This is a genomic window from Myxococcus dinghuensis, assembly GCF_024198235.1.
GTDB lineage: Bacteria > Myxococcota > Myxococcia > Myxococcales > Myxococcaceae > Myxococcus > Myxococcus dinghuensis.
In genome coordinates this window covers 120,355-147,341 of sequence record NZ_JAKCFB010000023.1, presented here as the reverse complement: position 1 = coordinate 147,341, position 26,987 = coordinate 120,355, and the positions used below count along the sequence as shown (strand labels likewise).

Annotated in this window: 21 protein-coding genes; 7 read left to right on the top strand and 14 right to left on the bottom strand. The window is 72.0% G+C overall.

Annotated elements, in window-relative coordinates; genetic code table 11:
- The 3 genes from LZ198_RS43270 to LZ198_RS27155 form a co-directional block, all read right to left on the bottom strand.
- The coding region (locus tag LZ198_RS43270) for a serine/threonine protein kinase (protein WP_267145488.1) at nucleotides 1-1,169 on the bottom strand (1,169 nt) is incomplete at its 3' end.
- Between the two features lie 105 nt (nucleotides 1,170-1,274).
- The gene (locus tag LZ198_RS27160) at nucleotides 1,275-1,673 is read right to left on the bottom strand and encodes a helix-turn-helix transcriptional regulator (RefSeq protein ID WP_253974976.1); all 399 of its coding nucleotides are present in this window, start codon (nucleotides 1,671-1,673) and stop codon (nucleotides 1,275-1,277) included.
- A gap of 85 nt (nucleotides 1,674-1,758) precedes the next feature.
- Nucleotides 1,759-2,205, bottom strand: a complete 447-nt coding sequence (locus tag LZ198_RS27155; protein ID WP_253974975.1) for a hypothetical protein — start codon at nucleotides 2,203-2,205, stop codon at nucleotides 1,759-1,761.
- 184 nt (nucleotides 2,206-2,389) lie between these two features.
- On the opposite strand from LZ198_RS27155, the gene LZ198_RS27150 reads away from it, so the two are divergent.
- From LZ198_RS27150 to LZ198_RS27140, 3 genes are all read left to right on the top strand, one after another.
- Nucleotides 2,390-2,752: a hypothetical protein gene (locus LZ198_RS27150; protein WP_253974974.1), complete on the top strand. Its 363-nt coding sequence runs from the start codon at nucleotides 2,390-2,392 to the stop codon at nucleotides 2,750-2,752.
- 197 nt (nucleotides 2,753-2,949) lie between these two features.
- Entirely contained in the window at nucleotides 2,950-4,857 is a 1,908-nt protein-coding gene (locus LZ198_RS27145) for a ribonuclease R family protein (RefSeq protein WP_253974973.1), read from the top strand.
- A gap of 86 nt (nucleotides 4,858-4,943) precedes the next feature.
- Nucleotides 4,944-6,878: a tetratricopeptide repeat protein gene (locus LZ198_RS27140; protein WP_253974972.1), complete on the top strand. Its 1,935-nt coding sequence runs from the start codon at nucleotides 4,944-4,946 to the stop codon at nucleotides 6,876-6,878.
- Between the two features lies 1 nt (nucleotide 6,879).
- Here LZ198_RS27140 and LZ198_RS27135 read toward each other — a convergent pair whose 3' ends face one another.
- Together LZ198_RS27135 and LZ198_RS27130 are read right to left on the bottom strand one after the other, a co-directional pair.
- Entirely contained in the window at nucleotides 6,880-7,623 is a 744-nt protein-coding gene (locus tag LZ198_RS27135) for a hypothetical protein (RefSeq protein ID WP_253974971.1), read from the bottom strand.
- A 130-nt stretch (nucleotides 7,624-7,753) separates the two neighbouring features.
- A complete protein-coding gene (locus LZ198_RS27130) occupies nucleotides 7,754-8,233 on the bottom strand; it encodes a YkgJ family cysteine cluster protein (RefSeq protein WP_253974970.1) in 480 nt (159 codons plus the stop codon).
- A gap of 594 nt (nucleotides 8,234-8,827) precedes the next feature.
- Here LZ198_RS27130 and LZ198_RS27125 point away from each other — a divergent pair.
- Complete coding sequence (locus tag LZ198_RS27125) at nucleotides 8,828-10,873, top strand: PilZ domain-containing protein (RefSeq protein ID WP_253974969.1); 2,046 nt, start codon at nucleotides 8,828-8,830, stop codon at nucleotides 10,871-10,873.
- Between the two features lie 79 nt (nucleotides 10,874-10,952).
- Here the strand turns inward: LZ198_RS27125 and LZ198_RS27120 are convergent, their stop codons facing one another.
- Nucleotides 10,953-13,925: a M36 family metallopeptidase gene (locus tag LZ198_RS27120; protein WP_253974968.1), complete on the bottom strand. Its 2,973-nt coding sequence runs from the start codon at nucleotides 13,923-13,925 to the stop codon at nucleotides 10,953-10,955.
- Nucleotides 13,926-14,162: 237 nt separating this feature from the next.
- Nucleotides 14,163-15,134 (bottom strand): NYN domain-containing protein, encoded by a 972-nt coding sequence (locus LZ198_RS27115; protein WP_253974967.1) that lies wholly within the window; start codon nucleotides 15,132-15,134, stop codon nucleotides 14,163-14,165.
- Between the two features lie 281 nt (nucleotides 15,135-15,415).
- Here LZ198_RS27115 and LZ198_RS27110 point away from each other — a divergent pair, with 281 nt between their 5' ends.
- On the top strand, nucleotides 15,416-15,889 hold the full coding sequence (locus LZ198_RS27110; protein WP_253974966.1) for a hypothetical protein: 474 nt from the start codon (nucleotides 15,416-15,418) through the stop codon (nucleotides 15,887-15,889).
- 85 nt (nucleotides 15,890-15,974) lie between these two features.
- Here the strand turns inward: LZ198_RS27110 and fba are convergent, their stop codons facing one another.
- The 6 genes from fba to LZ198_RS27080 all read right to left on the bottom strand — a co-directional run bounded on the left by fba (nucleotide 15,975) and on the right by LZ198_RS27080 (nucleotide 21,705).
- Complete coding sequence (fba, locus tag LZ198_RS27105) at nucleotides 15,975-17,075, bottom strand: class II fructose-bisphosphate aldolase (RefSeq protein WP_253974965.1); 1,101 nt, start codon at nucleotides 17,073-17,075, stop codon at nucleotides 15,975-15,977.
- A gap of 108 nt (nucleotides 17,076-17,183) precedes the next feature.
- Nucleotides 17,184-17,966 (bottom strand): HAD family hydrolase, encoded by a 783-nt coding sequence (locus tag LZ198_RS27100; protein WP_253974964.1) that lies wholly within the window; start codon nucleotides 17,964-17,966, stop codon nucleotides 17,184-17,186.
- A gap of 139 nt (nucleotides 17,967-18,105) precedes the next feature.
- Nucleotides 18,106-19,125 (bottom strand): ABC transporter substrate-binding protein, encoded by a 1,020-nt coding sequence (locus LZ198_RS27095; RefSeq protein WP_253974963.1) that lies wholly within the window; start codon nucleotides 19,123-19,125, stop codon nucleotides 18,106-18,108.
- A 79-nt stretch (nucleotides 19,126-19,204) separates the two neighbouring features.
- Nucleotides 19,205-19,984 (bottom strand): ABC transporter permease, encoded by a 780-nt coding sequence (locus LZ198_RS27090; RefSeq protein WP_253974962.1) that lies wholly within the window; start codon nucleotides 19,982-19,984, stop codon nucleotides 19,205-19,207.
- Between the two features lie 8 nt (nucleotides 19,985-19,992).
- On the bottom strand, nucleotides 19,993-20,904 hold the full coding sequence (locus LZ198_RS27085; RefSeq protein ID WP_253974961.1) for an ABC transporter ATP-binding protein: 912 nt from the start codon (nucleotides 20,902-20,904) through the stop codon (nucleotides 19,993-19,995).
- A gap of 225 nt (nucleotides 20,905-21,129) precedes the next feature.
- Complete coding sequence (locus LZ198_RS27080; RefSeq protein WP_253974960.1) at nucleotides 21,130-21,705, bottom strand: hypothetical protein; 576 nt, start codon at nucleotides 21,703-21,705, stop codon at nucleotides 21,130-21,132.
- 184 nt (nucleotides 21,706-21,889) lie between these two features.
- On the opposite strand from LZ198_RS27080, the gene LZ198_RS27075 reads away from it, so the two are divergent.
- On the top strand, nucleotides 21,890-22,978 hold the full coding sequence (locus LZ198_RS27075) for a glucose 1-dehydrogenase (protein WP_253974959.1): 1,089 nt from the start codon (nucleotides 21,890-21,892) through the stop codon (nucleotides 22,976-22,978).
- Between the two features lie 12 nt (nucleotides 22,979-22,990).
- A complete protein-coding gene (locus LZ198_RS27070; protein WP_253974958.1) occupies nucleotides 22,991-24,847 on the top strand; it encodes a glycoside hydrolase family 15 protein in 1,857 nt (618 codons plus the stop codon).
- Here the strand turns inward: LZ198_RS27070 and LZ198_RS27065 are convergent.
- Nucleotides 24,844-26,880 (bottom strand): hypothetical protein, encoded by a 2,037-nt coding sequence (locus tag LZ198_RS27065; RefSeq protein WP_253974957.1) that lies wholly within the window; start codon nucleotides 26,878-26,880, stop codon nucleotides 24,844-24,846. The genes LZ198_RS27070 and LZ198_RS27065 overlap by 4 nt on opposite strands.
- Between the last annotated feature and the right edge of the window lie 107 nt (nucleotides 26,881-26,987).

Genomic DNA, 26,987 nt, shown 5'->3' with positions numbered 1-26,987 from the left:
CGGCGGGGCGCTGGAGGCGGGGTGGCGGGCCTGGCCGGCGCGGGGGGCGCTGCCGCGCGACGGGGCGGCGGGGGCGGCTCCTGGGGCGGGGGGGCGCTGGAGGCGGGGGGCTCGGAGCCGTCCGCGTTGAGGGCGAGCATCTCCGCCAGGCTCGTCTCGCCCGTCGTGTCGCCGGACGTCGTGGGGCCGGCCATGAGCAACTGGCGCGTCTGCTCGCGGCGGTCCGCGAAGAGCCGGCGCATCACCTCGGCGCTCTGCTCGGGGTGCCAGATGAGGGGGCCCACCGCGCGCTCCAGGGCGCGGGCGAACTCCAGCGTGGAGGCGTAGCGGTCCTCGCGCTTGCGGGACAGGGCGCGCAGGACGATGGCGTCCAGCTCCGGCGGCACCTGCTTGTTGGTGCGGGAGGGCGCCGTCACCTCGCAGCGCAGCACCGCGTTCATCATCGCCTCGGCCTGCTTCGCGTAGAACAACCGCATGCCGGTGAGCAGCTCGTGGAGCACGACGCCCAGGCTGAACAGGTCGCTGCGCGCGTCCAGCGGGTCGCCCATGATCTGCTCGGGCGACATGTAGCCGCTGGTGCCCTTCACCATGCCCACCGCGGTGCGGCTGGCGCGCGCCAGGCTCTTGGCGATGCCGAAGTCGAGCAGCTTGGTGACGCCCTCGTACGTCACCATGATGTTCTTCTCCGCCACGTCCCGGTGGATGACGGGGGAGGGGTTGCCGAGCGGGTCCGTGAAGGTGTGCGCGTAGTGGAGCGCCACGGCCGTGTCCCGCACCGCCATGAGGCTGAAGCCCATGGGGATGGGGAGGTTGGCCTGCCGGCACGCGCGCGCCACCTCCACCAGCGTCGCCCCCGGCACGAACTCCATGGCCAGGAACAGCTCGCCCTCGGCGATGTCCAGGTCGAACACCTGGGCGATGTGCGGGTGGTTGAACGCGGCCGTCACCTTGGCCTCGTCCAGGAACATCCGGATGAACTCTTCCTCGCCGCGGATGTCCGGCAGAATCTGCTTCAACACCACGAGCTTGCGGAAACCCGCGAGCCCACGCTGCGACGCGAGGAAGATCTCCGCCATCCCGCCCGTGGACAGGCGGCTGAGAACCTCGTACTTGCCCAGCGACCGGCCCCTGTTGGCATCCGGCGAGAGCTGCAGCGTCGTCCCACTCATCGGAAGACGCTCAATCTACACCGTCACCCGGACGTACGCGAAAGCCGGGGGGCCACAAAAATGCCAGGAATCACCACATCGTGTCCTCAACCCATGAGGGTGGGTTCAGTCCTCGGACCCGGCGTGTTGGCGGGAGGGTGAGGCGGGGAGCGTGACGGCGAGGGCGTTGAGCAGCCGCAGGTCGGAGGCGGACAGGCCACGCAGCGTCTTGCGCAGGTCGAGGAGGACGGGGGGCTCCGGGCGGATGCGAGGGGGTGGGCGCTTGCGACCCGGGGGCGTCTCGATGGCGGCGTCGAGGGCCAGCAGGTCGTGCGGCGGGACGCGGAGGACGGTGCACAGGCTCCGCAGGGTGTAGATGCTCGGGAGCATGTGTCCGCGCTCGAGGCGGGCGTAGACCTCTCGGGCCACGCCCAGCTTCTCGGCGACCTCCGCCTGGGTCATCCCCAGGCTCCTGCGGGCCGTGCGCGCGGACTGGCCCAGGTGGATTCCAAGCTCGGTCTTCATGGCGGGGGGCCACCATACGCCGCGCGGCGCGCGGGGCGCACGCTCCGTGCTGAAATCGATATGCCCCATCGTGTGGGTGCAAGGCTCAGGAGTGGCGGGCCGGGGGAGGGCGCGGCGCGGCGAGCCGGCCGCCGAGCCAGGCGCAGGGCAGGGCGGTGGCGACCAGGGACAGGGGATACCAGGCGGGGCCGAACTCGGGTCCCCGGCCCCAGGTGGCCACGGCGCCCAGCAGGGCCAGCCCCATGCCGATGCCTCCCAGGATGAGGGCGTGGCGGAGGGGTTGGCGGCGAGCCAGCCGCGCCGTGAGGGCGCAGGCGCCCACGGTGAAGACGAGGCGGTAGGCCAGGGCGAGGGCGAAGAGGGCGTGGGACATGGGCTGGCCCAGGGGCGGGAAGACGCCGGTGGCGTGCATCACGGCGTCGACGGCGGAGGCGAGGACGGCGTTGAGGACCAGCCCGGCGAGGATGGCGCCGGCGCTCCGGAGCGCGGGGTGGCGGGGCGACGGCGGGTTCAGCGTGAGTGCCTGCGTCATGGGTTGCTCCGAGGGGTGGGGTCTTCCGACTTCCACCCCCAGGTCGGAGCCGGGCGCGCGGTCTCGACATGGGCCGTGATTTTTCTGCCGGCGCCCGGGAAGTGGCCGGGCGCCGGAGGGTTGGACATGGGGGACGGGGGTTGCCCAGACTCGTCCGAGGCACCTGGAGTGCGGTGGGGAGGGCATGACGATGTCGGTGAAGACGGAGCGGTTCACGTTGGAGAACCTGCGGACGGCGCCCGTCGAGGTGTGGCTGGAGCCCCTGGGCCTCGTGTTCGATGTCCCGGTGGGTGGGCGCATCGACATCACCTGCTCGGGACCCGAGATGGATGAGGGGCTCGAAATCGATGAGCACCCCGAGGGACACGTGGCCCTCTTTCCGTGGCCGGGGGCTGGTTTCGCCGTCCTGCTGAACGGGGAGAAGGTGTACGAGGACTCCGACCCGCGTCCCTTCCCCCTCCCCAAGGGCGCCACCCTGCGGCAGATGTTCGATGCGGTGTTCGGCTCCTTCGAGCACCGCCGCCAGATGCGACCGAAGCCCAACTGAGAGGCGCCGGGTCGTCAGGGGGGCGTCCCGCGCCGCGTCCACCGCGACGTTCGCTCAAAACCTTTCGCGGTCCCTGGCGAGCACAGGCCACTCCACGGAGCAGGCCCCGGGACCCGCCCCCATCACCCCACACTCCGCGCGTCACCGTTGCCCGTCCCGTGGTGGACCTGGGCTAAGACGCGCCCCAAGGCACATCCATGGATACCTCTGCTTCCGCTTCACCCCGTACCGTCACCGGACGTATCGACGTCCATCCTCGCGGCTTCGGCTTCCTCACCGTGCAGGCCCCCGGGTCGCAGGAGGTGCTGTCCGCCTTCATCCCTCCCCCGGACCTCAACCCGTTCCTCGCGGGCGACACCGTCACCGGCACCGTGACGGCGGGCGCGGACGGCCGTTTGACGGCGAGCGCCCTGTCGCTGGTCGAGCGCCGCCGCACCCGCGTCTACGGCGAGGTGGTCTCCCGCAAGGGCACGCAGTACCTGCGCATCGACCGCGAGGTGGCGAACGCGGACTGGGTGCTCGACGCGGCCGGCGCCCCGGTGCAGCACGGTGACGCGGTGGTCGCGAACCTGGTCGACGGCAAGTGCGTGCTGGCGTACCGGCTGGAGCCCGGCGCGGACCGCTCGCTGGAGCGCATCATCGCGCGCCACGGGCTCGCCAAGGACTTCGCTCCGGAGGTGGTGGAGGAGGCGCGGAGCCTGCGCGCCGTGCCGCATGCCGTGGGCGCGCGGCGGGACCTGCGCGACGTGCCGACGGTGACGGTGGACGCGCCGTCCACGCGCGACATCGACGACGCGATTTCGGTGCTGCCGGCGGGACCGGACGGCGCGCTGCGGCTGCTGGTGTCCATCGCCGACGTGAGCGAGTTCGTGGAGGCGGGGACGCCGCTGGACATGGCGGCGCGCGAGCGGGCCACCAGCGTGTACATGGCGGGGCGCGTGCTGCCCATGCTCCCGGAGGAGCTGTCCTCTCACTGGTTGAGCCTGGTGCCCGGCGAGGAGCGGCTGTGCCTCACGGTGGAGCTGCGCATCGACCCGCAGGGCCGGGTGACGGCGGCGGACGTGTACGAGAGCATCATCCGCTCGTGGGCGCGGCTGAACTACGACGAGGTGGGGGCCTTCCTCGACCGGGGCGAGGTGTCCGCGCCCATGGCGCCGGTGAAGGACGTCATGCCCTGGTTCCGGCTGGCGGCGGCGCGGCTGGCGGTGGCGCGTGGCGCGCGCGGCGGCATGGAGTTCGCGCGAGATGAAGCGCGGTTCACCTTCGACGCGGCGACGGGCGAGCTGTCCGGCCTGGTGAGCGAGCGGCCCACGTCCGCGCACGGGATGATCGAACGCTTCATGGTGGCGGCGAACGAGGCCATCGCCACGTGGATGCTCGCGCGCGGCCTGCCGGGCGTGTTCCGCGTGCACGAGCAGCCGGACCCGTCGCGGGTGGAGGACCTCAACGCGTTCGCGCAGGCGTCGGGCTTCGCGGCGGGGTTCGGGCGCGAGCTGACGCCGCTGGCGCTGTCGGCCTTCGACCGTCAAATCGCGGGGGCCGCGGCGGAGCCGGCGCTGCGCTCGGTGCTGCGCCGCTCGCTGGGACCGTCTCGCTACACCGTGAAGCCGGGGCCGCACTTCGGACTGGCGGCGCCGCTGTACCTGCACTTCACGTCGCCCATCCGCCGGTACGCGGACCTGGCGGTGCACCGGACGCTGAAGGGCTATCTGCACGGCCGGCGCGACTACCTGGACGAGGACCCGGCGGTGGAGTCGCTGGCGGTCCACATCAACGGGCGGGCGCGCTCGGCGAACCGGGCGGAGTCGGACCGTCACCACGTGTTGGAGGCGCGGTGGCTGGCCGGACACGTGGGCAAGGAGTTCCCCGCGCACGTGGTGCGGGTGAAGCCGTTCGGCCTGGTGGTGCAGCTCGACGGCATGCTCGTGGAGGGCGTGCTGCCGGCGGAGGGGCTGCCGGGTGGCCCGTTCCGGCCGGACGCGCGCGAGCTGTCCCTGGTGGGCAAGGAGCCGGGGAAGACCTATCCGGTGGGCCTGCCGGTGCGCGTGAAGGTCGCCTCCACCGACGAGCAGCTCGGCCGCGTGGAGTTCGCGCTGGTCGGGTAGTCGGGGGGCCGGCCTTCCGCCCGACCTCCTCGCTCGGAGGAAGGCCGTCGCCCCGTATGGAGGGGCGCTAGACTCGCGCACCCTGCATGAGCCCCAGCCCCACTGCATCGCCCGACACCGAAGACCTCTGGGAGCGGCTGCGGCGCCGCGCCATCTTCCTGCCGCTCCTGCTGGTGGCGCTCGCCTACGCCAACGCCGTGCGCGGCGCGTTCGTCTGGGATGACCACTCGCTCATCGAGGAGCAGGAGGTCGTCCGCGAGCTGGCGCCGCTCCCCGAGTACTTCACGCGGATGTTCTGGAGCGACCCCATGGGCGTGTCGCGGGGCTACTACCGGCCCCTCGTGACGCTCGGCTACGCCGTGGAGCACGCGCTGTGGAGCGGCTCGCCCGAGGGCTTCCACTTCACCAACCTGCTCCTCCACCTCGTCGTGGTGACGTGGGTCTTCCTCCTGTGTCGCCGCGCCGGGGCCTCGCCGCTCGCGTCCGCCGTGGGGGCCTCCGTCTTCGGCGTCTTCCCGCGCCTCACCGAATCCGTGGCGTGGATCGCCGGTCGCACCGACGTGCTCGCGGCGGCCTTCGCGTTCGGCGCGCTGCTCGTGTACCGCTCCGACCGCGCGTCCCGTCGCTGGGGCGCGGCCGTCCTGGTGCTGCTCGGCCTGCTCTGCAAGGAGGTCGCGGTCGTCACCGTCCTGGGCTTCGGCATGCTGGAGCTGTCCGCCGTGGCGCGGAAGGAGCGCACCGCGGGCCGTGCGCTGCGCAACCTGGTCCCCATCGCCGTCGCGCTCGCCGTCTACGGCGCCATGCGACTCAACGCGCTGCGGGCGGACGTCCGGGAGCTCGATGCGGGCGCCACCGCCGGACTGCCCCTGACGGACCGCGCCGCCGCCGGGCTCGCGGCGCTCGGCCATTACGCGGTGATGCTCGTCGATGCGCTGCGGCCCCGGCTCCAGGTGGGGATGCTCGGCGAGCACCCCGCGTCCTGGGTCCTGCTGGGCGCGGGTGTCCTCGCCGCGGGGACGTTCGCCGTCTGGCGTTGGGGCGGACGCCTGTCCTCGCTCGAGCGCGCCGCGCTGGCGATGGGCGCGCTGGCCCTGGCGCTGGTGCTGCACGCCATCCCCCTGGGCCTGCACACGCTGGCGTCCGACCGCTTCCTCTACGTGCCCGTGGCCCTGTGGGTCGTGGCGCTCGCCGCCCCCGTCGAGCGGGTCGCGAGGACACGTCCCCGGGCCGCGCTCGCGCTGTCCTCGGTGACGCTGCTCGCGTTCGCGGGCGCGACGCACCTGCGCAACCAGGACTGGGTGGACGAGGTGCGCCTGTGGCGCGTGGCCGAAGAGGTGTCCGGTCCTGATGACGCCTTCGTGCAGCAGCAGCTCGGCGGCCTCTTCATGGACGCGCACCGCTACGAGGAGGCGCTCGTCCACCTGCGCCGCTCCGTGCGCGAGAAGAGCCGCGTCACCGGCATCAAGGCCTACAACAACCTCGCGCTGTGCCTGACGAAGCTGGGCCAGCACGACGAGGCCATCTCGTTGTTCCAGGACATGGTGCGCCAGCAACCCGGTTACCGACGCGCGCACCTCAACCTGGCCATGGCCTTCGCGCGCGCGGGCCGCTTCGACGACGCGCTCGCCCAGCTTCGACGCCTGGAGGCCCTCGCGCCGGGAGACGCCGTCGTTCCGGAGCTGCGCGCCCTGCTCGAGCGCTCACGCGACACCGTGGCCCGACTGCCTCGCGCGGCCCCCGGTGTCACCGAGCCGGCGTCGACCTCCGAGACGCGCGCGAAGCTGTACCAGGAGCTGGGCGCGCCCCACGAAGCCGCGCTGGGCTGGGACGCGGTGCTCGCCGCGCCCGACGCCACGCTCGAGCAGCGGCTGCACGCCACGGGCTTCCTCGTCTTCGAGGGCGACCTGCCCCGGGCCCGGCGCGCGCTGGAGTGGCTGCGCCAGACGCGCCCGGAGGACGAGCGGTTGCCCGTGTTGGAGGAGGCGCTGCTCTCCCGCGCCGCCCTCGGCGACACGCCGTGACTCAGCCGGCGATGGGGAGCCCCTCGGTCTTCTCCACCAGCTCGGGGCCGGGCACCCAGCCCATCAGCCCCGTGGAGGACTTCACCAGATAGACGTAGGTGCGGGAGCGTCCACCCGGCGCCGTGACGAGGGTCGCCGCCAGCACCTGGATGGTCGAGCCCACCGCGAGGTTCGCCACCGGCTTCTTGTCCGCGCGCCCGTAGGTGATGGGGAAGGACTGACGCACCTTCGCCTCCAGGCTCCCCACGTAATACAGCTCCTGGGGCACCTCGCTCACCTTGCCCGCCTTGGCGTCGTAGGTGAACTTGTCGCGCTGGTTCCAGAAGCCCTTCCACTGGTCCGACAGGATGATGCTGTTGCCCTTCACCTCGGTGAGCTTGGGGACGCTGCCCAGCGCCTTCAGCTTCTTGCCGTCGTAGCTGAAGAGGTCCGTGCGCGCGTCTTCGTCCGTGTTCCCCGTGTGCACGGCGATCTCCTTGCGGCGGTCGCTCGCGTCCAGGTCGACGATGGTGAAGCCGGACACCGCCTCCTCCTTGGAGGCGCCTTGAATCGTGGCGGAGCCGACCTTGAGCACGTAGGGCTTCGGCGCGTCCTCGCTCCACTCGAGCGTCAGGGACTCGGGCTTGCCGTCCCCGTCCACGTCCACGGTGGCGGAGGTCACGGGCGCGTCGTCACCCGCGTGCGCGAGCGGCGCGGTGAGCAGCGTCAGGGCCGCGACGGCCAGGGCGGGAACATGCGTCTTCATGCGAGGAGGCCTTCCAAGGAGTCGAGACGGGTCCGGTCCGCGAGCACCTCGCGCGAGGGCCCGGACGATGGGAACGCGGGGCGCATCGTATTCACGGGCGCGCGCCGCGGGCACCCGGTGTGCCCCGCGCTCAGCCGCGCCGACCGAAGCGACCGCGGAAGCGCGCATCGAGGAAGGCCTCGGCGCGCGTGTACGCGGCCTGCGCCCGCTCCGACAACGCCGGCGCCGCGTGACGCGCGCGTTGCATGACCGAGCGGGGCGCGTCCCGCTCCGCGGAGGGAAGCTCCCGCTCCAGCGCGTCGCGCAAGGCGTGGGCCTCGTCCACCACCGCGAGCGCCTCCTCCAGGGAGACCTCCTTCTCCGCGAGCGCGCCGTACAACTGGCACTGGTAGCGGCGACAGCCCGCCGGGCGCTCCGCGTACGCGGTGCACGCGCGGCCGTCCAACGCGGCGCAGTGCTGCACGAGCGCCGGACTCCCGTCCGCCCGCTGCCCCACCGGCACGCCCCGCTGCTGGAGCGCCAGCACCTCGGTCGGTTGCAGGGAAACGTGGGTGAAGAGCGTACCGTCACAGCACATGCCGCAGTGGAGGCAGAGGGTGGAGAGGGGCATGTGGACCTCGGGCGCGGAAGCAGGAGCTGCTGACCCCCTAACCCGTCCCGCCGTGTCGTTCCATCGCGACGAGGTAGGGAAGGGTGGCCTGTCCTCCTGCATGTGCGGCACCCACGAGAGCGCCCACGAGGCGCGGCCACGGGCGCGACGGTTCGCCTCGGGCGCAGGTCCTCGCGCGCGAGCCCGCCGAGACTGCTCGCTGGTGGACGGTGAGGCCTCCCTCGCGGGCCGGACGATGGTGGTTCGTGCGCGGGTCGACACGACCCCGGGACCGCGTGAGCCTGGTGGCCACCCATCCGGACTCGGCCCTCCAGGGTGAGGGCGGGTGGCCCGCATCGACGGGGGATGGACGGCGCGAGGACCCGGGTCCCGAGGGAATGTCGCCTCCCGGCGCGCGGGCATGTCCCCGCATCCCAGGGGTGTCGCACCTCGGATGTCAGTGCAACGCGCCTGTACTGGCGAACAAGTTTCCCAGTCCCCGCCAATGGTCACGCTATATGAATTGCGGTTCACCTAGGTCGTATCCGTACCGGGGTACTGCTTTCCTTCTGCCCGAAGTCGTACAATCGGCCCCCTTCACACAACGGAGCTGGCATGCAGGCGGACACACGGGATGGGACGCGCGGCCGGGATTCGGTGCTGGGGTACCGGATGGGGACGGAGCTGACCGCGGTCGCTTCGTTCGGTGACAGCAACGCACCGGGTCGACTCGTGCAGCTCTCGCTCGAGCACCTGACGCTGCACCTGGACGCGCACGCGCTGCCGCCGGTACCGGGACAGGCCGCCTCCGTGGTGTTGGGGCAGGGCGAGCGCTGGGCCACGTCGCTCGACGCGGAGGTGGTGGAGGTCCGCGGCGCGCGCCCCGAGGTGAGTTTGCGCTTCGTGTCACCGCCGCTCGACGCGGGACGTCGAATCGTCTCCGTGCTGGAGGCGCTGCGCGACAACGGCCTGCTGCTGCCGCCGGAGACGCGGCCGGTGTGGAAGGAGCGCATCGACCGGCCGGAGCGCGTCGCGCGCATCTGCGAGGCCCTGGTCGGGCGGCAGGCGCGGGGCGTGGCGCGCTCGGCGGATGGCCAGCGCGTGGGGGTGTCCGCGGCGCTCTTCGAGCCGCTCGCGGGCGTCATGGCCTGGCGCTTCGACGGCCCCGTGCCGGTGGGCCCCTTCTCGCTGGAGGTCTTCGGCTACAGCAGCGTGGTGCACGCGTCGGTGACGGAGGCGCGCCAGGAGGGCGACCTGGTGATGACGCCCGCGCCCACGGAGCTGGTGCGCTACCGCCACCGCTGGCTGCGCCGCGCGCCGCCCTCCAGCCCGTGTGTCCTCTCCTTCGACCACCCGCTGTGGCCGCAGGTGCACGTGCGCCGCCCCGTGCTGGACCTGTCCTACGAAGGCCTGGCCTTCATGACGGAGCCGGACGAGGACCTGCTGTACCCGGGCCTGCGCCAGCCCGTGTTGGAGGTGGCCATGGAGGGCCTGCCCCCCGTGCGGCTGCGCGCCGAGGTGCGCAACATCTCCAGCACGGCCGCCGGCCGGCGCTGCGGCATGTCCGTGCGTCCGCTGGACGCGGAGGGCGCCCGGGCGTGGCGCGCGCTGGTGGAGGCGCAGATGCACCCGTCCACCCGCGTGGAGGGCGACTGGAGCGAGGCGACGTGGAAGCTGCTGGAGGGCTCCGGCTACTTCGGCCTGCCGGGCAAGACGCCCGAGGACTTCACGGAGGAGCGCCCCTGGTTCGACGCCACGCAGGAGCGGCTGGAGGGGCGCACGCGCCTGGGCTACCGCGTGGTGCGTCCGGCGGGTGAGTCGCTGGAGGCCACGCTGTCCGTGGTGAAGCCCTTCGAGGGCACGTGGATGGCGCACCAGCTGGCGCGGCAGCACGTGCCGGGGATGCGCTCGTCCGCGCGCGAGGCGCTGCGCGACATCTACCTGCGCGGCTACGAGCCCACCCAGGTGGACCCGGACGTGAAGTGGCTCATCGCCTTCTGCGAGGCGAGCGTGCGCTGGGTGCGCTTCACCAAGTTCGACTTCGCGCGCTGGTACGAGCACACCGGCCAGGCGTGCCTCGTGCCCTTCCGGCTGATGGAGGCGGAGGTGGAGCGCGACTGGGCGCTGCCCCCGGACGTCGAGGTGGCCGAGCCCACCGACGCCGAGCGCGCGCGCTTCTTCCAGGAGCTGGAGCGCACGCGCCCCGTCGCCTACCGCGAGGCGCTGGACCTGGTGCCGGAGCGCTTCGACCTGGTGCGCGTGCGCACGCGGTGGGAGGAGGCCGGCCTGGACCGCGCCCGCGCCCTGCGCGTGGCCCGCGTGGACGGCAAGCCCGTGGCCCTGGCGGTCTTCGAGTCCGCGCAGCCGGGCCTCAACCTCTTCAACGTGCTGGACGGCGTGCGCGTCGTGACGCTGGTGGACGACGCGAAGCCGGAGGTGCAGCGGGCCATGCTCGCGCTGCTGGGCCACGCGGCGGCGTGGTACCGCGCGCTCGGCCGGCGCGTGTTCGTGCACTACGTGGAGTCGGCGTGCGTGGAGTACGTCGAGCACGCCGCGCTCGCGGACCTGGGCGACGGCCGGCTGTGGGCCATCTCCGCCAGCCTGCTGCCGGAGTTCCTCGAGCACCTGTGCGAGGCCACCACGCCCCGCCCGGGCGCCTGAACCGCCGACCCCTGGAACACGAGGGCCGGGAGCCCGTGCAGGCACTCCCGGCCCGGTGCGCGCGTGGGGCGCGGACGGCCTACAGCTTCGCGGCGCGGAGGTAGTACGTCACGCCGCCCACCTGCGCGTTGCGCTGCGAGGACGTGGCGTCCTCGAGCACGACGCCGAAGTTGTAGGACGTGTACACGTCCGACGTCTGGCCGCCGGTGAAGCGGTCATCCTTGAACGTGAGGCCCAGCTTGAACTCGCGCAGCGGCTCGAGCTTCACGCCGATGTAGGCGCGCGTCGGGTCCGTGACGCGCAGCTGCGTCTCGCTCACGCGCTGGACACCCTCCGCCTTGCCGCCGGAGGCCTGCCACAGCTGGGTGAGCTCCGCGCCCAGGTCCACGGTGATGCTGCCGCGCGAGATGAACGCCTCCTTCGTCGTGCCCGCCAGCTCCGTGAAGCGCACGCGGAACTCGCGCGCGTCGCTCAGCGTGCTGCGCAGGATGAACCCGGCGTTGACGAAGCCGAAGGGCAGCAGGTTCACCACGTTGGTGTTGCGCCAGATGACGTTGTTGTTCTGCCGCGCGTTGTAGTTGGGGTCGCCAATCTCCGTGAACGTCATCGGGTCCGCGGGCGTCACCAGGCGCGCCAGCAGGCAGTAGTGGCCCACCGCGGGCGGGCTCCACGTCACGACGACCTCCGTGTCCGTGCTGCCCGGCACGTACACCGCCGTCGCCTGGCCGATCTCCGTCCACCCCAGGGGCCACGACGTGCTGGTGGCGGCGTTGGTGCCGTACAGCTTCACCACCACGTTGTGCGCGTCCACCGTGCTGCGGTTGCGCACCTTCACGTGGACGTAGTTGGGCTGGCCGAACTCCGGGTTCTCGTGCGGCCCGTTGACGGGCGAGTTGCGCACCCAGATGTCCTCGCTCTCCCACATGGGGTTGGCCGCGGTGGCCGGGTCCGGCTCCAGGCCGGTGTCCCACGGCTTGTCCTTGCCCCACACGTCCGTGCGGCAGGCGGTGGGCACCGCGAAGCCGTTGATGGGCGCGGTGCTGTTGGGGCCAATGGGGTTGGCGTCCACGCCCAGGCCGAACGCGGCGAACGCCGTCCACAGCCGGCAGACGTCCTCGCCGCTGTGCAGCGTGGTGGCCGCGGCGATGATGCCGTCGCGCACCTGCGTGAAGGTGGGGCTGCACGCCGTGTTCTTCAGGCCCTCCGTGTAATACAGCAGCATGCGGTTGTTACCGGCGCTGCCCAGGGCGTTGTAGAGGTTGGTGCTGAAGCCCCAGCGGTCCACCAGCGACCAGTACGCCTCCCACAGCGCCTGCGCGAAGACGGAGCCCACGCCGTGGGGGACGGCCATGCCGTTGATGCTGGCGTACGTCCACGTGTTGATGGTCGGGTCCGTGCTGTAGCGCTGCGTGCGGATGCCCGGCCCGTTGACGGGCTGGTTGAGCGCGTAGGTGCCCACGCCGCGCCCCTGCGGTCCGGTGTGCGCCGGCAGCGCGGTGTACACCAGCGAGAGGAAGTCGCTGAGGCCCTCGCCCGGCTGCTGCGCGTTGCCCAGGCAGGACACGTTGCTCGGGCCGCCCACCAGGCGGTTGGAGATGCCGTGGCCGTACTCGTGCGCGATGATGCCGCTGTCCAGGTCACCGTCCTTGTTCGGCACGACGGTGTTCCAGTTGAACATCTGCATGCGGGGACGGCTGCCGTCCGGCGGCGTGAAGAAGTTGGCGTTGTTCATGCCACTTCCGTCCTGCGCCTCCGCGCGGACGTCGTCCGAACCCAGGCCGGGGTTGCCGTAGTTGTTGACCTGGAAGTTGCCGCCCACCTCGTCGAAGCCGTACTGGTACTGCACGTCGTGCAGGATGTTGTTCCAGTAGAAGAGGTTGGTGACGGCGGCCGGGACGTACGTGTTGGGCGCGCCCGACAGGTTGATGGGGAAGCTGCAGTTGAGGGACACGCCGCAGTCCGGCTCCACCGCGGGCGGCAGGCCGTCGTTGTTGCTGTCCTCGTAGGCGTGGACGTTGTTGCCGCGCAGGAGGGTGAACTCCGGGCCGGCGACGCCGTTGGTGTCGTGCCAGCCGAAGGGCGACGCGACCACGTCGGCGGGGTTGAGCAGCGTGACCCGGCCGTTCGCGGGAGGCAGCGGCGTGGTGTGGTTGGGGCTCTCCACCGGCTGCGCGTAGACCTCGTACGTGTCGGCGGCCACCCAGTCGAAGCGCGTCCACACGTCGCCCGTGGCGGCGTCCACGGTGAAGTCGTAGACGTGCTGGGAGTCCAGCGTGTGCACCTGGAAGTTCCACACCAGCTGCGCCTCGCCCACGCGCACCGGCAGCACCATCAACTGCGCCTCGATGGGCTCCGCGGACAGGCCCGCGTGCTCCACGCGCGTCTTCTGGCGGGGACCGTCCTCCTTGCCCAGCGCGCGGGGCGCGGTGGCCAGCCTCACGCCCAGGTGCCGGGCCACGCTCGCCACCGCCTCGGCGGCGCCCAGGCGCGGCTGGAGGCGGGTGAGGGCGCGGCCCAGCGCGGGCAGGAAGTCGCTGTGCACGCTGACGATGCGGCCCTCGCCGTCCACGTTGACCTGCAGTTGTCCGTTGTAGACGGGCAGGCCCTGGTGCGTCTGGCGCAGGTACAGGTGCGTGACGCCGCTCTGCCGCGAGTACACGCGGTCGGTGACCTCCAGGCTGCCCAGGTCCTCCAGCTCCAGGCCGAGCAGCTCGCGCTGCGACTGCACGAAGTCCAGCGCGATGAGGAGCGCGTCACCCGCGCGCGGACCGGACAGCGCGCCCACGGGGTTGGTCAACGAACGCAGCACGCCCGTGGCGACGTCGTGCTCCAGGCGCAGCTCCGGGACGTGGCGGCGCAGCTCCGCCTCCTTGTCCCGCTGCACCGCGCTCAGCTCCCGGCGCACGCCGGTGTTGTGGGTGATGCGCGCGTCCAGGTTCCGTGGACCTTCCGCCGCGGACCGCGGCGCTACGCCGAACGCCAGGGGCGCGCTGAGCGCCCCCATGAGGACCAGCGCCCGGGTGAGGCGGCGACGGTGATGACGTCGTGACATGGGGTCTCCAAGCTCGCGATGGGGTGTGAGGCCGGCGTGCCGCGTGCCGGCCACGCACCCCTGGAGCAGTGGACATGCCAACGATGTCTTCCAGGCAATGCTGGACTTCGTTGTAACCCTTGGCGCTACACCGGGCCCGGATTCCGTGGCGCGGAGGGTTACACGGCGGTCCTTCGGACCATGTAACCCCTTGTTGTTACTGGACTGAAGAAGTCCTTCCGGGCTGGATGCGGGCCCTCAGACGGCCTCGTCCTCATCGGGGTCGGGGTACGACTCCAGGTCCTCCTCCTCGTCCGGGGCGTGGGCGGCGTGGCCGTGCTTCTTGCCCTTGCCGTCCGCGCCGAGGTCCGCGTCGGCGCCCACGACGTACCACTGGCGGCCCTGCTGGATGCGGCGCAGCACGCCCTCCTGCTCCAGCGCGGCGAGCAGCTTGGCGAAGGTGGGGAAGCCGTACTCGCTCTCGTCGAAGTCCGGCTCCTTGCGGACGATGGTTTCCTTGATGAGCGAGGGGTTGACGGGCCCCGTGGCGCGCGCGAGCAGGTTGCGCACCACCTCGCGGGCGATGGCGGGCACCTCCGTCTTGGAGCCGTGCGACTTGCCGCTGGACGCCGCGGGCGCGGCCTCCGCCTTGCCCCGGGCCTCGCGACCGTGGCGGCCGCGCTTGCCGTGCCCCGCCTCCTCGGCCGCGCCGTGGCGCGACTTGTCCTTGTCCTTCTCCTTCTCCGACTTGTCGGAGGAGCGCTGGCGCGGGCGCAGGTAGATGAACTCGTCGCAGGCGTTCACGAACAGGGGGGAGGTGGACTCCTTCACCGCCAGGCCGATGACGGTGCGGCCGTTCTCGCGCAGCTTGTAGGCGAGCGGGCAGAAGTCGCTGTCACCGGAGGCGATGACGAAGGTGTCGATGCTCTCTCGCGCGTAGCACAGCTCCAGCGCGTCGATGACCAGGCGCATGTCCGCGCCGTTCTTCCCCGCGCGCGTGGAGGGCGGCACGTCGACCAGCTCCACCCCGAAGCGGTGCAGGCCCAGCTTGGCCTCGCTGAAGCGCTGCCAGTCGCAGTAGGCGCGGCGGAAGACGACCTTGCCCTTCTCGAGCAGCCGGTCGAGCGAGGGCTGGAGGTCGAAGTTGGCGGCGCTGATGCCGGTGTTGGTGACGAGGTTCTCGAAGTCGAGGAAGAGAGCGATGCGGTGCTCGTTGGTGCGACCGTTCACGTGCGGCCTCTGCGGTGATGGCGCCGCGGCGCGCGCGGCGGGACGGGAAGGGGCGCCCGCCGCGGTCCCCCATCAGGGGGGAGCGCCGGCCGGGCTCTCGTACACCCTAGCCTGTTCCCATCGACATGGCGCGGGCACGTTCACCGGCTGAACACTCCAGTGCCGGGAGCGTCGGCCCGCCGCGCCGGGTGCTGGTCGAGGCGCGGTCCAGGCGGGGGCGACGTGTCGTTGCCTAGCTTCGGCGGAAACGGGTCCAAGGACCCCCACCCGGAGCACGAGCCATGACATGGACGTTTCCCCCGCGCCTGCGCGCGCTCGCCCTCACCTCTCCCGCGCTGGCGGCGCTGCTGATGCCCGCCCTCGCCACCGCCGCAGAACCCTCGCAGCCCACCATCGAGACCAAGGAGTTCGTCCACGACGGAGACGTGACGGGCAACCCGGCGGGCTCCATCCCGGGCGCCGGCATCAACGGCGCCATGCGCGCCGCGGACGTGGGCATCCACGCGACCGGGGGCCTGCCCCGGCGCGACGTCGAACCGGACGAGGACCGCATGCGCGAGCTGTCCGGGAGCGTGGTGAAGGTCAACGGGCAGGTGCTCTACGTCCTCACGCGGCCGGGAGCCGTGGTCCCGGTCGACCTGAGCGCCCTGCCGCTGCGTGAGATGCCCAGGCAGGGGGACCAGGTGGTCGCCACCTACCAGGTGGAGAACCGCGTGGAGAACGTGGCCCTGGCGCTCCAGGGCCGGCACACCTAGCCCGGGCACCGGGCCTTCGTCCGAGGGGAGCCGCGCGACTTCGGCGCGGCCCCCGACGGGCGCCCGGGGGCGTGGAAGCGGACGGCTACTTCTTCTTCGTCTTGAACTGGTTGGCGGAGTCCGGGCGGGCCGCGTCGCCGTACTTGCCGGCCTCGTAGTCCTTCGCCATCTGGTCCAGCGTGACGAGCGGCACCTTCTTCGCGTGGCCCGCCTGGCCGAACTGCTTCATGCGCTCCTCGCACACCTGCTGCATCGCCGCGCGGGCGGGGGTCAGGTAGTAGCGCGGGTCGAACTCCTCCGGCTTGGCGGTGAACGCCTTGCGGATGGCGCCGGTGATGGCCAGGCGGTTGTCCGTGTCGACGTTGATCTTCCGCACGCCCGCGCGGATGCCGCGCTGGATCTCCTCCACCGGCACGCCGTAGGTCTCCTTGATGCGCCCGCCGTTGGCGTTGATGATGTCGCACAGCTCCTTGGGGACGGAGCTGGAGCCGTGCATCACCAGGTGCGTGTTGGGGATGCGGCGGTGGATCTCCTCGATGCGGCTCATGGCGAGCACGTCGCCGCTGGGCTTGCGGGAGAACTTGTAGGCGCCGTGGCTGGTGCCCATGGCCACCGCCAGCGCGTCGATGCCGGTGCGCTGCACGAAGTCCACGGCCTGGTCCGGGTCGGTGAGCAGCTGGTCCAGCGTCAGCTTGCCCTCGGCGCCGTGGCCGTCCTCCTTGTCGCCCGTGCCGTGCTCCAGCGAGCCCAGCACGCCCAGCTCACCCTCCACCGACACGCCGAAGCGGTGCGCCACGTTCACCACCTCGCGGGTGACGGCCACGTTGTACTCGTAGCTGGCGGGCGTCTTGCCGTCGTCCTCCAGGGAGCCGTCCATCATCACGCTGGTGAAGCCCATGCGGATGGCGCTGATGCACGTGTCCGGCGAGTTGCCGTGGTCCTGGTGCATCACGATGGGGATTTCGGGATACAGCTCCACCGCCGCCTGCATCAGGTTCCGCAGGAACAGGTCGTTGGTGTACTTCCGCGCCCCGCGCGAGGCCTGGATGATGGCCGGGCTCTGGGTGGCCCGAGCGGCCTCCATGATGGCCTGGATCTGCTCCATGTTGTTGACGTTGAGCGCGGCGACCCCGAAGTTGTTGGCGGCGGCGTAGTCGAGCAGGGGACGCAGGGCGATGAGCGGCATGACTGTGTCTCTCCGTGGCGGTGTTGGAAAAGTGCAGCGCCCAGTTAGCACGGACGCGCTGGAGGGCGCCGCCAAAAGCTCGCCGGGCGCGTTCCCCACCCGACGCTGTCAGCGGCTGGTCACCGGGTGCAGTTGGACCAGCGCCGGAAGGCTCCCGGCGCGCTCCAACAGGCGCGGCTTGGGGCGGACGGCCACCGGGACCCGGGAGGCGGCGAGCAGCTCCAGGTCGAACACGTTGTCCCCGAAGGCCGCGTACAGGGGCCGCGCCGTCCGGGCCCGCAGGCCCGTCACCTTCCCCGGGCCGTAGGGGATGGGCGACACCACGTCCGCCACCACCACGCCGCCCACGTCCCGGGGGGTGCTGGCGACCACGTTCTCCGGGGGCACGCCCACCACGCGCGCCGCCGCCTCCACCACCACGCGGGGCGAGGCGCTCACCACGTAACAGGGGAGGTCCTTGGCGCGTGCCCACTCCAGGACACGCTGGACCTCCGGGTGCACGCGCTCGGGGACCCGGTGTGAGTCCACCACGCCCCGGGCGAACGCCCGCGCCTCCTCCAGCTCCCAGCCCGCGAACAACCAGGTGGCCATCTCGCAGATGTCGAGCTCCGGGACGCGCCCCTCCCGGAAGGCGGAGAAGATGCGCCGCGCCAGCACGCCGCCCGTGTCGCCCGGCTCCACCGGGACGCCGTACCGGGGCGCCATGGCGCGCAGCCGCTCCAGGGCCGGCGCGCGCACGCCGGCGCCCTCCGTGAGGGCCGTGAGCAGGTCGTCCCCCACGTCGCCGCTCCACAGCGTGCCGTCCCCGTCGAACGCGAGCACGCCCCCCGGGGTGTGCTCCAGCTCACGGGTGATGCGCTCCAGCGTCTCGTCCACGTGCTCCATCTTCATGGCGCCATCCTGACCGGGCCGGATGGGGACGACCAGCGCCCCGCGGAGGACCGGCCACGGTCCGCGCGCCCGTCCACCCGCCCGTGACACGGCCATCCGGGCCACACGGGAGCGCGCGCCCGGCGCCTCGGCGCCCGCGTCACTTCGGCGCGGCGCCGCCCTGGGCCTCCTTCAGCGCGCCCAGGTCCACGATGCCGTCGATGTCCGCGGAGGGGATGAAGCCCACGTCCTTGGCGTGCTGCGCGGCGGTGGAGAGCGCCGAGGGCTGGGGGTCCAGGCTCGGCTGGAGGTGGGTGAAGGCGCCCTGGAGGATGGGAGCCGCCAGGGGCTTGTGGGTGAGCTGGCCGAAGGCGGCGTTGACCGCGGAGGCGAAGCCGGACGGGTCCTGCTTCCAGCGGTCCGTGAGCTTCACGTGCGCGCGCAGGAGGGCGACGACGCGCGGGCGCTGCGTCTCCAGCACCTTGCGCGTCGTCACGATGACGGTGGTGGGGAAGCGGCCGTCCGGCCACAGCGACTTCTCGTCCACCAGCACCTGCCCGCCGCCGCCGGGCTCCAGGAGCATGCGCGTGGCCCAGGGCTCGGGTACCCACGCGCCCTCGATGCCGCCGCGCAGGTACTGCACGAGGATGTCCGAGTTGCTCAGCGGGACGATCTGCACGTCCCCCGAGCCGTCGATGTTGGTGCTCAGCCCCTGCTGCTTCAGCCAGTAGCGCAGCGCGATGTCCTGCGTGTTGCCCAACTGGGGCGTGGCCACCTTCTTGCCCTTCAGCTCCGCGGCGGACTTCGCCGTGCGCGTCACCAGCATGGCGCCGCCGTCCACGGCGCCCGCGATGATGCGCAGGTCCTTGCCCGCCTTGAGGAACGTGTTGATGGCGGGGCCGGTGCCCACGTACGACACGTCCACGGAGCCGGCGACGAGCGCCTCCATGGCCGCGGGGCCGGCGTTGAACTGCCGCACCTCCAATTTCCCCACCCCGGGCTCCGAGGCGAAGGTGCCCTCCGCGTTGCCCACCAGGGCCTGCGCGTGGGTGATGTTGGGGAAGAAGCCCAGCCGCAGGGGCGCGTCGGCGGCGCGGGAGGAGGACTCCCGCTTGCAACCGGTGCCGGCCAGGGCCAGGCCCGCGAGCACCAGGACACACAGCGAACGAAGGTCGCGCATACGCTCACAACAGAGGGACGACGACGACGGTTGGCAACCGGGCACGGCGCGAAGCGTCGGGCGCTTCACGTCGCGCGCTTCACATCGCGCCTTCCAGGCCCCAGCGGCGGCGCACCCGCACCTCCACCGTCTGGAAGAGGACACGGTCCACGGTGATGCCGATGAGGATGATGGCCACCATGACGGCCATCACCTGGGGCACGTCCATCAGCTCGCGGCCCACGGTGAGCAGCTGGCCCAGGCCGCCGGAGACGAACAGCAGCTCGCCCGCCAGCAGCGCGCGCCACGCGAAGCTCCACCCCAGCTTCAGGCCGGTGACGATGCCGGGCAGCGCCGCGGGCAGGAGCACGCCGAACTGGAAGCGCAGCCCCTTGACGCCCAGGGTGCTGGCCACGCGAATCAGCTGTGGATCCACCCCGTTGACCGCGTCCTCCGTGGCGATGGCGATGCCCAGCACGCTGCCCATGACGACGACGAAGAGGATGGCCGTGTCCGTCAGCCCGAACCACAGGAGCGCCAGGGGCAGCCAGCAGATGGAGGGCAGGGCCTGCAGCCCCATCACCACGGGCTTCACCGCGTTGCGGAAGAAGGACAGCCGCGCCGTCAGCAGCCCCAGCGGGATGCCGATGGCCACCGACAGCAGGTAGGCGCGCACGAGCCGCCCCATCGAGCGCACCGTCGCCTCCCACAGCCGCCCGTCCGCGGCCATGCGGCCCAGGCTCTCCGCCACCGTGACGGGGCCGGGGAACAGGTGAGGGGACCAGACGCCCAGGCGGGACGTGCCCTCCCAGGCGGCGAGCAGGAGCAGCACCAGCCCCAGCTTCTGTGCGTAGGCCTTCCAGCGTCCTTCGCGCTTCATGGCTCACCTCACGGACCGCGGACGGACTCCGTCGCGGAGGGCGCGGCGTGCGCGGACGCGCGGGGCGGTGGGGACGACGGGGCGGCGGGCGCCTCGGGCCGGGCGCGGTGCTCCACCTCGCGCAGGAGCCCCGCGACGTGGCGCACCATCTCCAGGAGGGCGGCGTCCTCCGGGTGGCGGGGCATGGGCAGGTGGACCTCCAGGTCCCGGACGATGCGGCCGGGGCGCGGCGCCATGAGCACCACGCGCGTGCCCAGCATCAGCGCCTCGTGGACGTCGTGGGTGACGAACACCACCGTCTTGTGGGTCCGCAGCCAGATGGACTGGAGGAGCTCCTGCATGTGGATGCGCGTCTGCGCGTCCAGCGAACCGAAGGGCTCGTCCATGAGGAGCACGGTGGGGTCCATGGCCAGCGCGCGGGCCAGGCTGGCGCGCATCTTCATGCCGCCGGAGAGCTGGTGGGGCAGGGCGTCCTCGAAGCCCTGGAGCTGGACGCGGCGGATGTACGTCTCCGCGCGGTCCTTGCGCTCGGCGCGGGGCACGCCCCGGGCGGCCAGCGCGAAGGTGACGTTGCCGCGCACGGTCATCCACGGGAAGAGCGCGGCCTCCTGGAACATGAGGAAGCGGTCCGGGCCCGGGCCGGCGATGCGGCGTCCGTCGATGGACACCACGCCGCCGGTGGGCTTCACCTGTCCGGCGAGCGCGTAGAGCAGCGTGGACTTGCCGCACCCGGAGGGGCCGAGGAGGCAGACGAACTCGCCCGAGCGGACGTTGAGGTCCACGTCCTCGAGCGCGACGACCTTGTTGCCGTAGCGGTGGCCCAGCTGGCTGACGGAGATTTTCGCGCGGTCGGCCTCCACGTGGGCCGGCCGCAGCAGGCGCAGCGAGCTTCGCCATCGGCCGAGGAGCGCACGCAGCATCGGCCAGAAGCTAGGCACATGTGTGCCGGACGGAAGTGGCGGACCACCCGGGAGCCGGGCGCCTGGCCTCCCGCTTCCCTTCAGACGTCCAGTGGTCATCACTGGCGGACGCCCCCGACGCGGGGGCCGTCGCTCCGTGACCGCCGACGTCTGGAACGTAGGGACGCGCCGGTGCGACGGATTCCAGCGTCCGGCCGTCCGCCCCGGACCCGGGGGCAGGGCGCGTCAGCCCAGGCCCAGCGCGCGCTCCGTCCGGCGGTGCTTGCGCGAGCGCAGCGCGAGCCACGTGCTGAAGACGAGCAGCGCCACGCCCACGCCGGTGAAGGCGCCGCCCACGCGCAGCGACGCGCGCCGGTCGTCCCGCGACACCTCCAGCGGGCCGGCGGTGGGCGCCGCGAGGTAGCGCTCCACCTGCTCCTTCACCGCCGTGGCCTCCGACTCCGTGGTGGCCCACTGCGCGAAGAGCGCCAGCTTCCCGTTCGACTTCGTGTGCAGCTCCGGACGGAAGATGGGCACCGGGCTGCGCCGCGCGCTGCGGCTGCGCTCCACCTTCACCGCGTCGATGTCCGACACCGGCAGCCGCGCCACCTCCTCGCGCGTGAACCACCCGGAGCGCGTCAGCGTGCAGGGCCCGCCCGGCTCGCAGCGCAGGTCCATCCGGGACTTCACGTCCAAGAGCCACAGGCCCAGCACCAGGAAGGGCAGCGCCAGGAGGAGGAAGGCCACCGCGCCAATGGCGGTGGAGCGGCTGGCGCGGGGCGGGGCGTCGTCGGTGGACTCGGGAGGGGTGGGCTCGCTCACGGAGTCTCCTCATAGACCTCCGCGCCCCTGGCTGGCAGCGGTTTCGTGTCGCACCCGCCGCTCGTCCCCGGGGGCCGGGCGGGCAGGCGCCACGTGCCCTCCACCCCCAGCCCCTGGTGCCTCGCGCGCGGGGTGGACACCTCAGCCTGGACCCATCTGTTTCCTTCCCGCGCAGGAGCCGCACATGAAGGCCGTCGCCGTCTTTCCGGGCAAGCGCCAGGTGCGAGTCATCGACGCGCCCGAGCCCCAGCTCCAGTCCCCCACCCAGGTGAAGGTCCGCACGCACGAGGTGGGCGTGTGCGGGACGGACAAGGACATCGTCCAGTTCACCTACGGCACACCGCCGCCCGGCTCGGACTACCTCATCCTCGGCCACGAGTGCCTGGGGCAGGTCGTGGAGGTCGGCTCCGCGGTGCGCGGCCTGAAGAAGGGGGACTGGGTGGTGCCGCGCGTGCGCCGCCCCTGTCCGCACGCGGTGTGTCCGGCCTGTCGCCACGGCCACCCGGACTTCTGCATCACCGGGGACTACACGGAGCGGGGCATCAAGGAGGCGCACGGCTTCGCCTCGCAGTTCTTCGTGGAGGACGTGGCCTACCTGCACCGCGCCGCGGACGAGCTGCGCGCCGTGGCGGTGCTCACCGAGCCGCTCACCATCGCGCAGAAGGGCCTGCGCCAGGTGGAGCGCATCCAGGAGCGGCTGCCGTGGAAGATGGAGGCGGGGCGCGCGGTGGTGCTGGGGGCGGGGCCGGTGGGGCAGTTGGGGGCGCTCGCGCTGATGCGGCGGGGCTACGCGACGTCCGTCTACTCGCGCTCGCGCAAGCCCAACCCGAAGGCGGACGCGCTCGAGGCGGTGGGCGCGCCCTACTTCTCCACCCAGGACCTCTCCGCGGAGGAGCTGGTGCGGCGGGTGGGCACGGCGGACGTGCTCTACGAATCCGCGGGCTCCGCGTCCGCGGCGCTCGGGGCGCTGGGGGCGCTGGGGGACAACGGCCTCCTCGTGCTCACCGGCGTGCCGTCGCATGCGGAGCCCGTGTCGATGGACGGCGCCGCGCTGCTCAAGCAGCTGGTGCTGCGCAACCAGGTGGTGCTGGGCACGGTGAACGCGGCGGACACGGACTTCGAGGCGGCGCTGGAGGACCTGGCCCGCTTCCGCGCGCGCTGGCCGGGGGGCCTGGAGCGCCTCATCACCGGCCGCCATCCGCCGGAGGCCTTCCTCGACGTGGTGACGGGCAAGGCGGGCGGTCCCATCAAGAACATCATCTCCTTCTCGTGAGGCGAGGTCTCCATGGTGTCAGGACGACAGGCGGCGGCGGGGCGCTCGGTGCCCATCGAGGACCATGGCGTCATCGGCGACCTGCGCACGGTGGCGTTGGTGGGCAACGAGGGCACCATCGACTGGATGTGCTTCCCGTACTTCGACAGTCCCAGCGTGTTCGCCGCGTTGCTGGACCCGGACAAGGGGGGGCACTGGCGCATCCACCCGCTGCATGACGGTGTCTCCCGCAAGCAGTTCTACTGGCCGGACACCAACGTGCTGGTGACGCGCTTCTACACGCCGGACGGCGTGGGCGAGCTCATCGACTTCATGCCCATGGAGCGGCGGAGCGAGAAGGACGTGCGCGAGGTGCTGCGCCGCGTGCGCGTGGTGCGCGGCGAGCTGCCCTTCGAGATGGAGTGCCTGCCCGCCTTCGACTACGCCCGGCAGCCGCACACCACGCACCTCATCGCCGGGGGCGCGGCCTTCGAGTCGAAGGCGCTGCAGATGACGCTGTCGTCCTCCGTGAAGCTGGAGCGGGTGGAGCGGGGCGTCGTCGCGCGCTTCGTGTTGAAGGAGAACGAGTCCGCCATCTTCAGCCTGCGCGAGGGGCGGCGCCTGTCGTGCGAGGACCTGGTGCACAGCCACGAGTCCGCGGAGGTGCTCTTCCGCGACACGGTGGACTACTGGCGCCACTGGCTGTCCAACTGCCAGTACACGGGGCGGTGGCGGGAGACGGTGCAGCGCTCCGCGCTGGCGCTGAAGCTGATGACCTTCTCGCCCACGGGCGCCATCGTCGCCGCGCCCACGTGCAGCCTGCCGGAGTCGCCCGGCGGCACGCGCAACTGGGACTACCGCTTCTGCTGGCTGCGCGACGCGGCCTTCACCGTCTACGCGTTCCTGCGCATCGGCTTCAAGAAGGAGGCGGCGGCCTTCATGCGCTGGGTGGAGGCGCGGTGCGCGGAGAACGGTGACGGGCCGCTGCCGTTGATGTTCTCGCTGGACGGCAGCCGCGTGCCGGACGAGGTGGAGCTGACGCACCTGTGTGGCTACGGCGGCGCGCGGCCGGTGCGCATCGGCAACGGGGCGGCGGACCAGCTCCAGCTCGACATCTACGGCGAGCTGATGGACTCCGTGTACCTGTCCAACAAGTACGCCGCGCCCATCTCCTTCGACTTCTGGCGGCACCTGCGGCGGCTGGTGGATTGGGTGTGCGAGCACTGGAACGAGGCGGACGAGGGCATCTGGGAGGTGCGCGGCGGGCGGCGGCACTTCGTGTACTCGAAGCTGATGTGCTGGGTGGCGGTGGACCGGGCCATCCGGCTGGCGGACAAGCGCAGCTTCCCGGCGGACCGGCCCCGGTGGCTGGCGGTGCGCGACGCCATCTTCGAGGACATCATGTCCAAGGGCTGGAGCGAGAAGCGCGGCAGCTTCATCCAGGCCTACGGCAAGGACACGCTGGACGCGGCGAACCTCCTGATGCCGCTGGTGTTCTTCCTGTCGCCGGTGGACCCGCGCATGCTCTCCACGCTGGACCACATGCGCCAGCCTCCGTCGAGGGGAGGCCTGACGTCGGACGGGCTCGTCTTCCGCTACGACGTGGAGGCGACGCTGGACGGCATCGCCGGCAGCGAGGGCACCTTCAACCTCTGCAGCTTCTGGCTGGTGGAGGCGATGACCCGCGCCAACAGCGCGCGGCCGGACCTGCTCGAGGAGGCGCGGCTCACCTTCGAGCGCATGCTCGGCTACGCCAACCACGTGGGCCTTTACGCGGAGCAGACCGGCATGTCCGGCGAGGCCCTGGGCAACTTCCCGCAGGCCCTCACGCACCTGTCGCTCATCAGCTCCGCGTACAACCTGGACCGCACGCTGGGCCGCAGGGATTAGGGCCCGGCGCCGAGGTACTCGGACCACGCCCCCGGCGCCAGCAGGCCGACCACCTGCACGCCCAGCTCGCCCCCGCGGCGCACCACCACGTCGAGCCGGGTGAGCAGGCGCGGGTCGTCCGCGAAGTGGCGCCGCTTGCGCGCCACGAGCATCTCGAAGTCGCGGGTCATCGGCTCGCGGTCCGCCTCCGGGAGCCTCCGAAGGGTGGCGCGCGCCCGCTCCACCCAGCCCTTGTGCGGCTCCCACGTGTCCTGGACCACGGCGTTCCACGCGCTGAGCGCCAGCGCCAGGATGGTGAACAGCTCCTCCTGCGGGTCGGGTGAGAAATGGACCTGCTCGGTGAGGCCCTTGGCGAAGTCGAGCAGCGTCTCCGACACCTTGCCAGGGGGCAGCTTCTTCTTCACCTTGCCCAGGCGCAGCGGAATCGCCTCGACCACGTCCTCGAGCGGCACCTTGCCGACGTAGTGGCCGGTGAGCAGGGGCAGCGGAATCTCCGCGTGGACGCGTGCTCCTTGCTCGAGCAGCTCCACGTCCTTCTCCTCCGGGCGCGCCTTGGCGAGGGCGAGGGCGACCGCGGTGGTCAGCAGCACCTCCTCCGAGGTCGCGGGGCGCGGGGCGTTGCGGTGCATGCGCAGCAGGTCGGGGACGAAGGCCAGTCCGGTGACGTCCTGGACGCACTTCGCCACCCAGGCGGGTTCATCCTCCAGTGTCAGGCCCAGGGAGTCGGGGATGAGCTTGTCCACATGGGAGGGGAGGTCCACCAGTCCCGCCATGCGCTCCATCGCGCCGGCGCGGTCGAAGACGACGAAGCCCACCTCCTGTCCCCCTCCGCCGAGCACGGACACCTCGCGTGTTCCCTGGAGCGCTCCGGAGAGGGAGAGGGGGAACACCTCCTCGTTGTTCCACAGGTCCCAGGGCGCGGCGCGGATGAGTCCGGTGATGGCCATCAGCAACGCGTGGATGGCCTCCGGCGGGATGTTCTTCGGAGCCATCGCTCCCCAGTGCAGATGGAGGGCGAGCGCCGCGCGGATGCTGGACACCGAGGCGGGCATGGGACGTGCCACGAGCCCCACGCCCTGGCCCGCGCGCGCAAGCCGGCTCTCTCCGTACAGCGTGAGCCCTTTCAGCTCGCGCGCCACGGCCGCCACGCCCTCCGCGTCCCGCTTCGCCGTCGCGGGAGGAGGGATGGGCCCCTCCGCGGGTACGCCCATGTAGAAGGAGAAGCGACCGTCCTGCCGCGTGTCGATGGGCCCCAGCTTGAACACATACGCCGCGCCGGGCTCCAGCTCCGCGTTGGACCGGGACGTCTTGCGGGGGCGCTTGAGCGCCGCGTCCTGGAAGGCCCGGCGCCGAGGGGCCTCGAGCAGCTCCTCGGGGAGGGTGTCGAGCAGCTCCTCGAGAGAGGAAGGGAGCGGCGGACCTTCGGACAGCGCCATCCGCTCGCGGAAGAGCAAGGGCGCGAGCCGGCGCAGTCGACGGCGTCGCTCGGAGGGCTCGGCAGAGGGTGGCCGCGTGCCCAGCTCGCGTCGAGCCACGTCGAGCAGGGGCCGGAGGTGCGATGGGAGAACGGGGACCGTGCCTCCGGTCAACTCCAGGTGGTCCTCCACCGGCATGGCCCAGGTCAGCATCACGTCGCCGGGCTCCACCTGGGTGGTCAGGCTGCGCTCGCGGACCTCGAGCACCTCGTCGAGGAGCAGGTCCCTCAAGCGCAGCCCCTGGTTCAGCCGCACCTCCAGGATTTCGAACACCGAGCACCAGGAGTCCGCCAGGGCCTGGAGCATGAGCCGCTCCGCGCGCGACAGGTGCTTGCCTTGCTGCCGCAGCCGCCGGGCCGCGGCCGTGAGCCCTTCCGCGTCCTCCCGTCCGTGCAATCGCCAGGCGAGCAGCGACGCGTCCAGCCACGGGAAGCGGTGGGGGTCCCAGTCCTCCGGGAAGTCGTCACGGGCCTGGCGGTCCTCCTCGGGGCTTGATTCAGCGAAGGCGGCCAATGTGGCCAGCCCCTGGGAGAAGGCGCGAGCGGTCCAGGTCGTCATGGGGGGACCCTAGGGATTGGCGCGCTCGCTGGCCATGGTTTCAGGAGTGCCGGTCCACGGTCCTGTGTCGAAAAGCCGTCCTTCTCCAGCCTGTCAGTCCCCTCGCG